General features: G+C 37.8%; 15 protein-coding genes. All 15 read left to right on the top strand.

Annotated elements, in window-relative coordinates; genetic code table 11:
- A partial coding sequence (locus tag CI949_RS09155) for a (Fe-S)-binding protein (protein WP_290765516.1) occupies positions 1–760 on the top strand: 760 nt, incomplete at its 5' end.
- On the top strand, positions 760–1,914 hold the full coding sequence (locus CI949_RS09150; protein WP_133529478.1) for a SpoIIE family protein phosphatase: 1,155 nt from the start codon (positions 760–762) through the stop codon (positions 1,912–1,914). The genes CI949_RS09155 and CI949_RS09150, both read left to right, overlap by 1 nt.
- A gap of 19 nt (positions 1,915–1,933) precedes the next feature.
- Entirely contained in the window at positions 1,934–2,173 is a 240-nt protein-coding gene (locus CI949_RS09145; RefSeq protein WP_133529479.1) for an NAD(P)H-dependent oxidoreductase subunit E, read from the top strand.
- 13 nt (positions 2,174–2,186) lie between these two features.
- Entirely contained in the window at positions 2,187–3,605 is a 1,419-nt protein-coding gene (locus CI949_RS09140; RefSeq protein ID WP_133529480.1) for a monomeric [FeFe] hydrogenase, read from the top strand.
- A 158-nt stretch (positions 3,606–3,763) separates the two neighbouring features.
- A complete protein-coding gene (locus CI949_RS09135) occupies positions 3,764–4,207 on the top strand; it encodes a DUF123 domain-containing protein (RefSeq protein ID WP_290765512.1) in 444 nt (147 codons plus the stop codon).
- Between the two features lie 26 nt (positions 4,208–4,233).
- Entirely contained in the window at positions 4,234–6,381 is a 2,148-nt protein-coding gene (gene pcrA / locus CI949_RS09130; protein ID WP_133529483.1) for a DNA helicase PcrA, read from the top strand.
- Positions 6,382–6,393: 12 nt separating this feature from the next.
- On the top strand, positions 6,394–8,412 hold the full coding sequence (ligA, locus tag CI949_RS09125) for an NAD-dependent DNA ligase LigA (protein ID WP_133529484.1): 2,019 nt from the start codon (positions 6,394–6,396) through the stop codon (positions 8,410–8,412).
- A gap of 81 nt (positions 8,413–8,493) precedes the next feature.
- Positions 8,494–8,781: an Asp-tRNA(Asn)/Glu-tRNA(Gln) amidotransferase subunit GatC gene (gene gatC / locus CI949_RS09120; RefSeq protein WP_108142436.1), complete on the top strand. Its 288-nt coding sequence runs from the start codon at positions 8,494–8,496 to the stop codon at positions 8,779–8,781.
- 25 nt (positions 8,782–8,806) lie between these two features.
- The gene (gene gatA / locus CI949_RS09115) at positions 8,807–10,249 is read left to right on the top strand and encodes an Asp-tRNA(Asn)/Glu-tRNA(Gln) amidotransferase subunit GatA (RefSeq protein WP_290765506.1); all 1,443 of its coding nucleotides are present in this window, start codon (positions 8,807–8,809) and stop codon (positions 10,247–10,249) included.
- 21 nt (positions 10,250–10,270) lie between these two features.
- Positions 10,271–11,716: an Asp-tRNA(Asn)/Glu-tRNA(Gln) amidotransferase subunit GatB gene (gene gatB, locus CI949_RS09110; RefSeq protein ID WP_290765504.1), complete on the top strand. Its 1,446-nt coding sequence runs from the start codon at positions 10,271–10,273 to the stop codon at positions 11,714–11,716.
- A 107-nt stretch (positions 11,717–11,823) separates the two neighbouring features.
- Complete coding sequence (locus CI949_RS09105) at positions 11,824–12,447, top strand: CoA pyrophosphatase (RefSeq protein WP_290765500.1); 624 nt, start codon at positions 11,824–11,826, stop codon at positions 12,445–12,447.
- 96 nt (positions 12,448–12,543) lie between these two features.
- Complete coding sequence (locus CI949_RS09100) at positions 12,544–13,056, top strand: YeeE/YedE thiosulfate transporter family protein (protein WP_133529488.1); 513 nt, start codon at positions 12,544–12,546, stop codon at positions 13,054–13,056.
- Positions 13,057–13,075: 19 nt separating this feature from the next.
- Complete coding sequence (locus CI949_RS09095) at positions 13,076–13,612, top strand: DUF6691 family protein (protein WP_290765496.1); 537 nt, start codon at positions 13,076–13,078, stop codon at positions 13,610–13,612.
- 46 nt (positions 13,613–13,658) lie between these two features.
- Positions 13,659–14,804 (top strand): MBL fold metallo-hydrolase, encoded by a 1,146-nt coding sequence (locus CI949_RS09090; protein ID WP_290765494.1) that lies wholly within the window; start codon positions 13,659–13,661, stop codon positions 14,802–14,804.
- On the top strand, positions 14,744–15,028 hold the full coding sequence (locus CI949_RS09085) for a rhodanese-like domain-containing protein (protein WP_365941449.1): 285 nt from the start codon (positions 14,744–14,746) through the stop codon (positions 15,026–15,028). The genes CI949_RS09090 and CI949_RS09085 overlap by 61 nt, the downstream gene beginning before the upstream one ends.
- Positions 15,029–15,166 lie beyond the last annotated feature (138 nt).

Below are 15,166 nucleotides of genomic sequence, written 5' to 3'. Positions count from 1 at the left end.
ATCCGCAAATAAAAAAAATAAAGTAAAAAGTTATCTTCCAGCAGATCCAGAAATATCGATTCAAAGAAAACATCAGAATAAAAAAATGAAGCTGCCTGAGGTACCTGAGTCAGAAATCAAAAAAATTCTAACTGCAATTGCTAAAGAAAAGAAAGAAGATGAAAAAGACTGCGGCGGCTGCGGCTATTCCAGCTGCCGGGAAAAGGCAGCAGCAGTTTATCACGGCTTTGCCGAAAAGAAAATGTGTATTCCTTATATGAAATCACGAGCAGAGTCTCTTTCTCAAATTATTGTGGAGTCATCACATAATGCAATTATAGTGGTCAATGATCAGATGAAAATTCAAAAATTCAACCCGGTGGCCCGGGAATTATTTGCCCAGAAAGGAAGAGAACTGAAGGGGATAAAACTGGATAAATTCATTGACAGCAGCAGCTTTCAAAAAGTCTGGAATCATAATCAGCGCCTTATTCACCAAAAATGTTCTTATAAAAATGGAACTATTATCGTTGATCAGACAATTTTTGCTCTCAAGGAGCATAAAGTAATAGTGGGCATTTTAACTGATATCAGTCAGCAGGAAAAACAGCGGCTTAAACTGCAGAAGATGAAAAAAGTAGCTGTGGAAAAGACAAATGATGTTGTCAATAAACAGATGCAGACTGTTCAGGAAATAGCTGGTCTTTTGGGGGAAACAACTGTAGAGACTAAAGCGGCTTTAACAGAACTCGCAGATCTTCTGCAGGCTGGTGATGATTAATGGAACTGGTTTTTGAAGAGTTTTATAGATCAATTCCTAAAGGCGGAGAAGAAGTCTGTGGTGATAATGTAGAAATTATCAAAAAAAATGAAAAAACCATTGTTGTTCTATCAGATGGTCTGGGAAGTGGTATTAAAGCTAATATTCTTTCCACCCTGACTTCCAAAATTGCCTCCGGACTGCTGGAAAAGGAATTACCTTTAAAAGAAATTCTTTCAACAATCCTGGCGACACTTCCGGTCTGTGAAGTCAGAGGAATTGCTTATGCAACCCTGGCTTTTTTAATAATTGACCAAAAACATCAGCTTCGGCTGATAGAAATTGATAGCCCCTCAGCTTTTTTATTTAGAAATAATCAGGTGCAGAAATTAGATTATCGAGAATTTGAATTAGAAGGTAAAAAAATTAGAGAAGCCAATTTTAAATTTCAGCGATCAGACCAGCTATTTCTGGTCAGTGATGGGGTGACTCATGCTGGTATAGGTGGACTTTTAAATTTTGGTCTGGGCTGGGATGGAGTTGCTGCAGAAATTGAAAGAACAGTCAGAAGAAATCAGGCTGATTTAAAATATAATATTAATAAGCTGGTTAAAGTTTTCAATACCTTTTATGGAGATCAGGCCGGTGATGATTTTACAATTATCGGAATGAAATACAGAAAAAAAAGAAAAGTGAATATCTGGAGTGGTCCTCCCTTAAAAGCAGAGGATGACAGTCTACTTGCGGTAAAAATCTCTGAGGCAGAGGGTAAAAAAATAATTTGTGGCGGTACAACAGCTCAAATTGCAGCTCGCGAACTGAATAAAAAACTGGAGGTTGGACTTAAATATTATGATAAAGATATTCCTCCAACCAGTCAAATGGAGGGCTTTGATCTCCTAACTGAAGGGTTATTAACATTAAATAGGGTTCTTTCACTGTTAAAAAAATATAAACCGGGTCAGATTCCGGCTGCTGGTAAAGATGGAGCTTCTCGTTTCACCCGACTGCTTTTAGAAAGTGATAGTGTTAGATTTTTGGTGGGGCGAGCTGTTAACGAATCTCATCAGAGCCTGAACCTGCCCATTAATTTAGGAATTAGAAGCCAGATAATAAGTCAGATTGCTGAACAGCTTCGGAGAATAAAAAAGAAGGTTGAAATTGAATGGTTTTAAGCCAGAGGAGGTGGAATAGATGTCTAAAAATACTTTAAAAATATGTATAGGAACCCCCTGCCACTTGATGGGAGCTGCTGATCTGCTGGAGTCTGTAGAAAATCTTAATCATAAGCTACGGGAAAAGATAGACTTAAAAACAAGTCACTGTATTGATAACTGCTGTGAAAAGGCGCCGGTCGCAGAATTTAATGGTAAAGTTTATCAGGATCTAAACCCGGAAAAACTAGATAAGATTATAAGAGAAAATATAAGATAGGAGTGTCAACAAGATGAGTAATAATATTTCTGAAGTTATTAAATTAAAGAGAAGATTATATATTGAACTGCTGAAACTTGTTAAAGCGGGAAATCTGACAGCTGAAATTTCCAGCCTCTCTGAAAGAATGATAACTAAAGACACACCCCGCTACAGATGCTGTGAATTTAAGGAGAGAGCCATTTTTGATGAAAGAATCAAAGCAGTACTTGGCTTTAATATTGCTGAGAATAAAGATCGGAGATTAGAAGAACTGGCAGCTTCTTTTCCTCGTCAGCAGAAAATAAGTAGTGTGGTCGAGGTAATTGATATGGCCTGTGACAGCTGTCCAATTGATAAATACATTGTTACAGATGCCTGCAGAAATTGTGTGGCTCATAAATGTGTTAATGCCTGTCCGGTAAATGCGATAGTAATTATTCAAAACAAAGCCTATATCGATCAGGAGAAATGTGTGGAGTGTGGAAAATGTGCCCGAGCCTGCTCTTATAATGCTATTTTAGAAAATCAGCGTCCCTGCAGCAGAGCCTGTGAACTTGATGCCATCAGTTCTGATTCCAACCGCCAGGCTAAAATTGATAGAGATAAATGTGTCAGCTGCGGCAGCTGTATTGCAGCCTGTCCTTTTGGAGCGATAACAGCAGTTAGTGATTTGATTGAAGTTGCAGTAAATCTATTTGCTGAAGAAAGCAAACTGGCTGTGATGCTTGCCCCTTCGTTTTTAGGTCAATTTGGACATCAGCAGAGTGCAGCAAAGGTAAAATATAGCCTGAAAAAAATTGGTTTTGAGCTGGTCAGAGAAGTTGCAGCTGGAGCTGAAATAACAGCAGCAGCTGAGGCTGAAGAATTGGAAGAAAAGATTGAAGCAGATGAGACATTACTTTCTTCCTGCTGTCCTGCCTTTAAATCCATGGTAGAGAATGAATTTGAGGAACTTTCCACTCTGATTTCCAATACAGATTCCCCGATGGCAGTAACCGCGGCAGAAATTAAGAGTAAAAATCAGAGATTTAAAACTGTCTTTGTTGGCCCCTGTACAGCAAAAAAAGCGGAGGCTCTAAAAGATGAAAATGTAGATTATGTCTTAACTTTTGCCGAACTGCTCGCACTATTTACCGCCAGTGATATTAATTTAGCTCAAATAACTGAAGAAGAAAAAATTGAAGATGCAGGGCAGCTGGGCAGACAGTTTGCCTATGCAGGTGGGCTGCAGAAATCTCTGCAGGAAATGGCTGCAGCTGATTTTGAGAGCAAACAGGTAGATGGACTGGGGAAATTGAAAAAAGAGCTTCATTTAATTAAGGCGGATAAACACAAATATAATTTTCTGGAGGGGATGGCCTGTACAGGAGGCTGTGTTGGAGGACCATTTTCAATGATCAATCAAAATCTGGCAAAAAAGCTGGTCAAAGAATTTGCAAAAGTTGATTGATTTTTTAGTTCTAAACTGCTTAAATATCTACTTAAAAATTGATAAAAACTTATAAATGTATTATAATTGAAATGCCGGGATACCGGCATTTTTTCTGTTCAATATGCAGGAAATTATTAACTTAAGCCAGAATAAAGATATTTAGTGGAGTGGTTTTAATGAAAACTTACCCTGATGGTGGAGTTTATATCTTAAAAATAAGGTTAGAAAAGAAAAGTAAAATTGAGATTGGAGCACTGGGTAAAAAGTTTTTTGCACCCGGTTATTATTTTTATACAGGGACAGCCCAGCGCAATCTTGAAGCTCGAATTAAGCGCCACTACAGCAGAGATAAAAATTTTCACTGGCATATTGATTACTTTTTAGCTGAGGCAGAGTTAGAAAAAGATTTTGTCTTTGAGCTATCTAGGGAAGCCGAATGTTTTTTGGCGCAGATTTTAAAAGAGAATGGAGGCAAAACACCAGTCAGTGGTTTTGGGGCCAGTGACTGCAGCTGTGGCAGTCATTTAATATATTTTTCAGAGGCAGCAGGTAGTAAAATCGTAGAAGAATTAATAAAGGATAAAAATTTAGAAAAAGAATTTAATGAATTTAGTAAATAAAATGATTTTAATAAGGAAGTGGTTCGGTGGAAGATAGTGAAATTCTAAAAAATTTAAATCCAGCTCAAAAAAAGGCTGTGAAACATCATCAGGGACCGGAATTGGTTCTTGCTGGTGCCGGCAGTGGAAAAACAAGAGTTTTGACCAGAAGAATTGGATATTTAATTAACCATTATGGGGTCTCTCCCTATAATATTTTAGCTGTTACTTTTACCAATAAAGCAGCAAATGAGATGAAAGAAAGAGTAAAAGATATGGTGGGCGGAGTTAACAGCAGCCTCTGGGTCAGCACTTTTCACTCTTTTTGTGTCCGTATTTTGAGGCGGGAGGCAGAAAAACTGGGCTATAATAAAAACTTTGTTATTTTTGACAGCCTTGATCAGCGAAAACTGGTTAAAGAAGTTTTAAAGTCCAAAAATTTAGATCCTAAAAAAACCAAACCCAGATCTGTTTTAAATAAAATCTCGAATGCTAAAAATGAACTAAAAACTCCAGAACAGATGAGTGCAGTGTCAGGCAGCTTTTTTGACCAGACTGCTGCAGAAATTTATGAAGAATATCAAAAACGGCTCAAGGAAAATAATGCTATGGATTTTGATGATCTAATTCAGCAGACTGTAAGATTATTTGAAGAATTTCCACTGGTTTTAGAACACTATCAAGAGCGTTTTAAGTATATTCTGGTCGATGAGTACCAGGATGTTAACCATGCCCAGTACCAGCTGGTAAACTTACTGGCAGAGCGCTACCGCAATGTCTGTGTTGTGGGTGATCCTGACCAGGGGATTTACGGTTTTAGAGGTGCGGATATCCGTAACATCTTAAATTTTGAAGATGATTATCCTGATGTTAAAACGATTCGTCTGGAGCAGAATTACCGCTCTAAAGGTAATATTTTAAAGGCTGCTCAGGCAGTTATTAAAAATAATGCTTCCCGCAAAGAAAAAGAGCTATGGACCGATCAGGGTGAAGGAGCTAAACTGGAATTATATGAGGCAAAGGATGAGAAAGAAGAAGCTGATTTTGTCTGTAGAACCGCTAAGGAGCTAACAGAAAATGAAGAGCTGACTTTTGATGACCTGGCTGTTTTGTACAGAACAAATTCGCAGTCTAGAGCCTTTGAAGATATGCTGATGAAATATGGTATTCCCTATCAGATAGTCGGTGGGGTCCGTTTTTATGAACGGATGGAAATTAAAGATATTATGGCTTATCTGCGCCTGATTTATAATCCAGCTGATGATATCAGTTTTTTAAGAATTATTAACCGCCCCAAAAGAGGTATTGGTGCCGGGACTCTGGGTAAAGTTCAGGATTTTGCTGAAGCTGAAGGTCTCAATTTATATGAGGCTGCTTTAAAGTCTAAAGAAAATCCTGCCTTAAGTGGGACCTATGCTAAACGAGTACTTCATTTTACAGAAATTATAGAAGAATTAAGAGCAGAACAGGAAGAGATTGCTCTGGCAAGATTGACCGAAAAACTCTTAGATAAAAGTGGTTATCGTCATAATCTGGAGGAAGAAAAAACTGCTGAAGCAGAAAGCAGACTGGAAAATATAGAAGAGTTATTCTCTGTTATTAATGAGTATATGAAAAACAGTGATAATAATACGCTGGCCGGATTTTTAGAGGAAGTCACTTTAATGTCAGATATTGATTCTATGGAAGAAGATCAGAGTTCTTTAACCTTAATGACTATTCATTCTGCCAAAGGATTAGAATTTCCGGTAGTCTTTTTAGTAGGAATGGAAGAGGGTATTTTTCCTCATTCTAATTCAATGTTTGAGCGAAAAGGGATGGAAGAAGAAAGGCGGCTCTGTTATGTAGGGATGACCAGAGCTGAAGAAAGACTTTTCTTAAGCAGAGCTCAGGTCAGACTTCGCTTCGGAGAAAGAAAAATGAATCCCCCCTCTCAATTTATTGAAGAAATACCAGCTGATCTGCTTTCTGGAGCGGCGGATACCCGTTCTGATATGGCCAGAGAAGAAGAAATGATTCACAGTGATAATTCTGGTACTGATTATGCTATTGGGCAAAAAATTGTTCACCCCCGCTGGGGAATTGGTACAATTCTTTCAATTAGAGGCAAAGAAAATCCGGAATTGAAAATTGCCTTTGCAGAAGGAAAGACCAGAAATTTACTGGCAGAATATGCTCCAATACAGAAAGTGTAGGTAGGTGTTAAGATGACAAAGTTAACTAAAGAAAAAGCTGAAAAGAAAATTAAGGCTTTAAGAGAAAAAATAAGAGAACATGAATATAAATATTTTGTACTTGATGATCCCTCAATTTCTGATGCTGAATTTGATCAGCTGATGCAGAAATTAATAAAACTGGAGGAAGAATTTCCAGAGCTGATAACTGAGGACTCCCCTACCCAGAGAGTTGGGGGGGAGGTTCTGGATGAATTTGAAAAAGTAGAGCATTCTTCGACCATGCTCAGCCTTGATAATGCTTTTGATGCTGGAGATTTAAGAGATTTTGACCAGAGAGTTCAAAAAAATCTCAGTGGAGAAGATTACCAGTATGTAGTAGAACACAAAATTGATGGACTTTCAGCAGTAATGAGATATAGAAATGGTAGTTTTGAACTTGGAGCTACCCGGGGGAATGGCGAAGTTGGTGAGGATATTACCAAAAACATGAAAACTATCCGCTCACTTCCTTTAAAAATTGATGAGGAGGCAGAACTGGAGCTCAGGGGAGAAATTTATTTAGCCAAAAGTGATTTCCAGCGTTTAAATGAAGAAAGACTGGCAAATGATCAGGATCCCTTTGCTAATCCACGCAATGCAGCTGCAGGTTCGGTCAGACAGCTTGACAGTAAAATTGCAGCCCAGAGGAGTTTATCAATTTTAATATATGATCTTATTTCTCATTCAGCCAGAGAATTTGAAACCCACCTTGAAGTTTTTTCTTATTTAAAGGAGCTGGGTTTTAAAGTCAACTGGCATCAATCAGCTGCTGATATTGAAGCAGTAATTGAGATTTGTGAGCACTGGCAGGAAGACAGAGAAAGTCTGGATTTTGAAATTGATGGCCTGGTAATAAAGATAAATAATCTTTCACTGAGGGGAAAGTTGGGTTCAACAGCAAGGTCACCACGCTGGGCAATTGCTTATAAATTTCCCGCTCAGCAGAAGACAACTGTCATCAAAGATATAGAGATTTCACTGGGGAGGACTGGTGCTTTAACCCCGACAGCTATACTAGAGCCGGTGGAGCTTGCTGGTTCAACAGTAAGTAGAGCAACTCTGCATAATGAAGATGAAATTAAAAGAAAAGATATTCGAATTGGTGATACAGTTTTAGTACAGAAGGCTGGGGATATAATTCCTGAGGTTGTAAAGGTAATTAAGGAAGAGCGGGATGGGTCTGAAAAAGTTTTTGAAATGCCTGATCAGTGCCCTGTCTGTGGTGGTGAGGTGATTAGACCTGAGGGTGAGGCTGTTACACGGTGTACAAACATCAGCTGTCCGGCCCAGCGTAAGGAAAGTATTCTTCACTTTGTTTCCAGAGATGCGATGAATATAGATGGGGTTGGACCGGCTTTAATTGAACAGCTGCTGGAAAATAATCTGATAGAAGATTATGCAGATCTTTATTTCTTAAAACAGTCACATCTTAAAGACTTAGATAGAATGGGAGAAAAATCTTCTCAAAATGTTATCGAAGCAGTAGAAGCCAGTAAAGATAGAGAGTTTTTTAGAGTTCTTTATGCTTTAGGAATTCGACATGTTGGAATTGGAGCTGCTAGAATTTTGGCAGCAAACTATAATTCTATAGATGAGCTGCAGGAAGCCTCAGCAGAAGAATTGGAGGCGATTGATGAAATTGGTCCGGTAATTGCCGAAAGTATTGTTGGCTTTTTTAAGGAAAGGCACAATAGAGACCTTTTAAGCAGATTAAAGCAGGCTGGGATCCGACTGGAAAAAGAAAAGGATCAGGAAAGCGAGAAGTTTTTAGATGGTCTAAAATTTGTTTTTACAGGCTCACTTAATAACTTCACCCGGGCTGAGGTCAAAGATCTGGTTGAAAAAGCAGGAGGAAGAGCAGTCTCTTCAGTTAGTTCTAAAACAGATTATTTGGTAGCTGGGGATAATCCAGGTTCTAAATATGATCAGGCTCAGGAACTTGGGATTGAAATATTGTCTGAGGCTGAGTTCAAGAACTTAATTGAAGCAAAAAGTTCAACAGAAAAGTAAGTTTTTTTAGATGCTAGCCATTAAGGATTAGCAATTCAAATATTTTATTACTAATTATCCTAAAGTGAGGAGGAAATTTAAATGATTGATAAAAAGGATGTAGAATATGCAGCAGGTTTAGCACAGCTTAAACTTGATGAAGAAGAAAAGGAAAAATACACCGAGCAGATTGGTGAAATACTTGACTATGTTGATAAGTTAAGTGAACTGGACACAGATGATGTTGTCCCAACAGCCTATACTGTACCTATGAAAAATGTACTGCGTAAAGATGAGGTTCAGGAGTCGCTGCCGCGAGAAAAATCACTGGCTAATGCACCGGATGAGAAAGACGGACAGTTTAGAGCACCAAAAATTATGTCAGATTAAGCAGTTAAGGAGGTATGAAAATAAAATGAATATTTATGATCTAACAATTCACGAACTAAAAGATAAAATTGCTGCTGGAGAACTGACTCCTGCAGAAATTAAGAAAGCTTATGCAGCAAGAATTAATGATGTAGAAGATAGAGTTAAGTCTTATATTACAGTAACAGATGAGCTTGCAGATCAGGGACTGGCAGAATATGAAAAGAAAAAGGATGAACTCTTAGCCGGAATTCCAATTGCAGTTAAAGATAATATGTCAACAGATGGTATAAAAACCAGCTGTGCTTCTAAGATGCTGGAAAATTATAAACCACCATATGATGCAACAGCTGTTGAAAAATTAAGTGAAGCTGGGGCAGTAATTATGGGCAAAACTAATATGGATGAATTTGCTATGGGTTCTTCAACAGAGAACTCTGCTTTTTTCAACACCCATAACCCCTGGAATTTAAATCACGCACCTGGTGGATCGAGTGGTGGTTCAGCAGCAGCAGTTGCAGCAGGAGAATGTGCAGCAGCTCTGGGATCAGATACAGGTGGTTCAATTAGACAGCCTGCAGCTTACTGTGGAGTTGTTGGTTTAAAACCCACTTATGGGATGGTTTCCCGTTATGGCCTGGTAGCCTTTGCTTCATCCTTAGATCAAATTGGTCCCATAACTAAAGATGTTGAAGACAGCGCAATTATGATGAATGTAATTGCCGGTCATGATCCAAAAGATTCAACTTCGATTGAGGGTAAAAAGGAAGACTATACTGAATATCTTAAAGAAGATGTCAGCGGGATGAAGATAGGTATTCCTGAAGAATACTTTAATTTAGATTTTGATAAAGAGGTTAAAGATAGTGTAATGTCAGCTGTAGAAAAGTTAAAAGACGCAGGAGCTGAAGTAGAAACGGTACATATGACAGATGCTTCCTACGCACTGGCAGCCTATTATGTAATTGCTCCTGCAGAAGCCAGCTCTAACCTGGCCCGCTATGATGGAGTTCGCTATGGACTGCGCAGTGAGCATGCTTCTGATGTCAGCGAGATGTTCACCAACACCCGTCACGAAGGATTTGGAGATGAGGTAAAAAGAAGAATTATGATTGGTACCTATGCTTTAAGTTCAGGCTATTATGATGCTTATTACCTTAAGGCACAGAAGGTTAGGACTCTGATTAAAGATGATTTTGATCGGATTTTTAATGATTTTGATCTGATTATCACTCCCACAGCTCCTACAACAGCGATTGAGCTGGGTTCAAAGAGTGACCCTCTAGAAATGTATTATACTGATATCTTTACAGTACCGATTAATATTGCTGGTGTGCCTGCAATGTCAGTTCCCTGCGGTTTTGACAGTAATCAGATGCCAATTGGACTGCAGTTAATTGGACCTCACTTTGGTGAAGGAAAAATTATTCAGGCAGCCTATACTTTAGAGAAATTATTAAATATCAAAGATAAGAGAGCAGAACTATAAATTATTAAGAGAGGTGAAAAAATGTCCACTAAATATGAAACAGTAATTGGACTTGAAGTCCATGTCCAGTTAAATACAGATTCTAAAATTTTCTGCGGCTGCAGTACAGAATTTGGTAAGGAGCCAAATGAAAATACATGTCCGGTCTGTCTGGGATTACCCGGAACATTACCGGTTTTAAATAAAAAAGCAGTAGATTATGCAATTATGGCAGGTTTAGCTTTAAACTGTGATATTGCTGAGTATTCTAAATTTGACCGTAAAAATTATTTCTACCCTGATCTACCAAAAGCCTACCAGATTTCTCAGTTTGATCTGCCGGTTGCTGAGGCTGGAAAGATTGAAATCGAAACTGATGAGGGTATCTTTAATATTGGAGTTACCAGAGTTCATTTGGAAGAAGATGCCGGTAAATTAATCCACGAAGGAAGTATCGATAAATCTAAGGGGAGTTTAGTAGATTACAACCGCACAGGAGTCCCCCTAATCGAGATTGTAAGTGAACCTGATATGAGAACTCCAGCTCAAGCGAGAGCCTATTTAACAGAGCTAAAAATGATTATGGAATATCTTGATATTTCTGACTGCAACATGGAAGAGGGATCACTGCGCTGTGATGCCAATGTTTCCTTACGTCCTGTCGGCCAGGAAGAGTTTGGTACTAAAGCAGAGCTGAAAAATATGAACTCCTTTAGTGCTGTGGAAAAAGGCTTGGAATATGAGGTGAAGAGGCAGCGTGAAATTCTAGAAGAAGGTGGAGAAGTAGTTCAGGAAACAAGAACCTGGGATGAGTCTTTAAATAAGACTATTTCTATGCGTGGTAAAGAAGAAGCTCATGATTACCGCTACTTCCCTGAGCCAGACTTAGTTCCTCTAGAAATTGATGAAGCCTGGAAGGAAGAAATGCGCAAAGAGATTCCAGAGCTGCCGCGAGAAAAGTATAAGCGCTTTATAGCTGAACTGGGGCTGCCTGAGTATGACGCAGGTGTGCTGACAGGAGATAAAGATATGGCGGTTTTCTTTGAGGAAGTGCTCAAAGATTATGATGACCCTAAAAACTTAAGCAACTGGATGATGGGGGAATTTTTAAGACTGCTCAACGAAAATAACCACTCACCCTTTGATTCTGGGGTAACTCCGCTCAATCTGGCCAGGATGCTGAAGCTAATTGACGAGGATGTTATTAGCGGTAAAATTGCCAAAGAAGTATTTGAAAAAATGTACAACAGCGGCAGTAATCCAGAGACTATTGTCGAAGAAGAGGGATTAAAACAGATCAGTGATGAAGATGAATTAGAGAATATAGTTGATGGAATTATTGAAGCTAATCCAGATGCTGTAGAAGATGTTCAAAATGGTAAAGACCGAGCAATTGGATTTTTAGTAGGTCAGGTAATGAAAGAAACAAGAGGTAAAGCTAATCCTGGTCTGGTAAATCAGATGCTCAGAGATAAATTAATGGATTAATCAGAAGCTAGGCAAGTAAATTAATAAATTATTAACTGGCCTCCGTGAATTTTTATTTCAGGGGGCCAGTAAAATTATTAGCAGCTATCTGAATACTATTTTTGAGGGTGATTTTTTTGAAAATTGAAAATATAAAAGAAAAGATTCAAAATAGAATACCCGGGCCGACGAGAATCCAGCATTATTTTTCAGTTTTAATTCCGTTAATTGAAATAGATGGAGAAACACATTTAATCTATGAACTGCGGTCTAAGAACTTAAATACTCAGCCGGGAGAAGTTTCTTTTCCAGGAGGGCGGATTGAGAGGGGAGAAGAATTTTCTCAGGCTGCTGTTAGAGAATGCAGTGAAGAGCTTTTGATTCCAGAGAACAAAATTGAACTGCTGGGGGAAACGGATTATTTAATAACACCCTTTAATTTTATAATTTATGCCTTTGTAGGAAAAATCAAAGTAAATTCAATTGAAGAAATCAAAGTTAATAATTACGAAGTAGAAGAAATTTTTACAGTCCCCTTAGACTTTTTTTTAAATCATCAGGTTGAAAAATATGCAGCAGTTTTAAAAAGTGAGTTTGATCAGGATTTTCCTTATCATCTTTTACCTCAGGGAGAAAAATATAATCCGCGTCAGGGAGATTATCAGATCTATTTTTACCGCTATCAGGGCCGTGTTATTTGGGGAATTACTGCAGAAATAACAAAATCTTTTATTGATATTTTAAAACATTAAATTGTTTTATTAGAAGGAATTAAGAAACCTGTCTATAATTTAGTATTAACAATCGATAAAAAATCAAATTACTTGGAATAAAGGAGTTGATTTCTAATGCTGGAGTTTATTTTTGCAGAAAGCTGGTCACCTTACATTGTTGGTTCATTAATTGGGGTTTTAAGCTGGTTTTCTTTTATAATTTCAAAGAAAGCACTGGGAACATCTACTACCTTTGCCCGGGGCTCTGCTAAATTAGGAGCCGTTTTCTTTGGAGCAGAGGTTTATAATTGGAAATATTATCAGAAGTATAAACCAGAACTTGAATGGCAGTCGATGCTGGTAATTGGAATTGTAATCGGAAGTTTTATTTCAGCAATTCTTTCTGGAGAGTTTAATCTAAGCTTAATACCTCTAACTGAATTCGAATCAATTTTAAACCAGAACATTCTGGGAAGAATATTTTCTGCTTTTGCGGGTGGAATTATGCTTGGATTTGGAGCCAGGCTAGCAGGTGGCTGTACAAGTGGACATGGAATTAGTGGGACTTTTCAGCTGAGTATTGCCAGCTGGATTAGTCTGATTGGATTTTTTGTTGGTGGAGCTTTAACTGCATTTATAATTCTTTAATTAAGGTAGGTGAAGATATATGGAAAGCAAAACTAGATTAATTAAAGGGCTTGCTACCGGAATTGTTTTTGGCTTTCTACTCCAGCGTGGTGGTGTAACAGATTATAATGTGCTGGTAGGTCAGCTTCTTTTAGAGGATTTTACCGTGGCAAAAATAATTTTAACAGCTGTAGTTGTTGGGATGCTGGGGATTCATTTTTTAAGTGATAGAGGGCTTGTTGAACTTAAACCTAAATCAGGTTCTCTAAGGAGAACTATTCCCGGATCACTGATTTTTGGAGCAGGTTTTGCCCTGCTTGGATATTGTCCAGGAACAATTGCAGGAGCGATTGGCCAGGGGAGTATAGATGCTTTACTTTTTGGACTTTCAGGAATTTTTGCTGGTTCATTTCTATTTGCTGCTTTTTATGAGAGATATGATAATTTAATAGAAAAGAATAAATTTAAATTTAACACCTTTCCTGAACTTTTCAAAATAAATCACTGGCTGGTTATTGTTCCTTTATCAGCATTAATAATTATTTTTTTAGTCTGGATTGAAAGTATAGGGTTTTAAGATGGATTTTGAAATAGACTTAACCTTAAAATTGGAGTGATTATTTATGTTATTCGAAAAAATTAAGTCACCTGGACTTGCTCATATTTCTTATCTAATTGGCGATAAAAATGAAGCTTTAGTTATTGACCCCAGAAGAGATATTGATATTTATTTAGAAAAAGCTGTGGAAAAGGGTTATAAGATTACTAAAGTTCTTGAAACACATAGGAATGAAGATTATATTATTGGTTCAAATGAGTTAAATGTTAAAACTGGAGCTGAAATCTTGCATGCAGATCAGATGCTTGATTATCAGTATGGAAATCCGGTTCAGGATGGTCAGGAATTTAAGGTCGGAAGTTTAAAGATAAAAGCTTTACATACTCCAGGCCACACTCCTGGTTCAATGTCTTACGTTCTTTATGGTTATGAAGGTGATCCCTGGATGGTATTCACTGGAGATGCTCTTTTTGCAGGAGATGTCGGCCGAATTGATTTTCTGGGGGAGGAAAATTTAGAAAAGACAGGAAGCTGGTTATATGATTCTATTTTCAATAAAATTCTGCCTCTTGGTGATGAAGTTATTCTCTGTCCAGCTCATGGAGCAGGTTCGGTTTGTGCTTCAGCTATTGCCGAAAGAGAATGGACAACTCTTGGAATAGAAAGAAAGCTGAACCCTAAATTGCAGGTTGAAAATGAAGAAGAATTTATAGAGCTAGCAGCTGAGATGCTCGAATATCCACCTTATTTTAAAGATATGGAAGAATCTAATTTAACCGGTCGTGAACTTTTAGCTAACTATGAAAAACCAGCTGCCCTTACGGCTGCTGAATTTGCTGAAGCGGCAGAAGAAGATGATACCTATATTCTAGATGTCAGAACAGAAGTCAGCTATGCTTCAGCTCATATACCTGGTTCAGTTTCTATTCCACTTCAGATTCTGCCGAGTTTTGTTGGCTGGTTTATTCCGACAGGAGCAAATATTCTGCTGGTAACTGACAAAGAATATCCTAAAGAGGCTGTTCAGCATTTATATAGAACTGGTTATGACAATATTTTGGGATATTTAAGTGGTGGGATTATAAGCTGGCATATGGCTGGTAAAACGAGTGATTCAATTAATACAGTTACCGTTGATAGCTCTGTACTCTGCTGGACACTGAACCGGAAGATTGGTTTATTCTTGATATTCGTTCAGACGATGAATTAGAAACAGAAGGTGAGATTCAGAATGCCAAACACATTCATTTGACTCAGCTTTCTGAAAATTATGATAAACTCCCACGAGATAAACCAATTTATATATTCTGCGGCAGTGGTTTAAGGTCAATACTTGTAGCAAGTTTAATGAAAAATAAAGGATTTATAAATCAGAGAGTTGTTCTGGGTGGATTGGAGGCCTGGAATTCAACTACCTGTCCTGTTATTGAATAAACAACTAGAAAAAAATTTAAACTGAGTGGCTCTTTTGGGGTCACTTTTTTTGATTATAGCAATATTTTTAAAAAAAGATTGTTAAATAATTCTTAAAAGAGCTTGACATTTTATTCACTATATCGTATTATTTAGATA

The sequence above is a fragment of the Halanaerobium sp. genome, from assembly GCF_003070835.1.
This window is presented reverse-complemented; position numbering and strand designations above follow the sequence as displayed.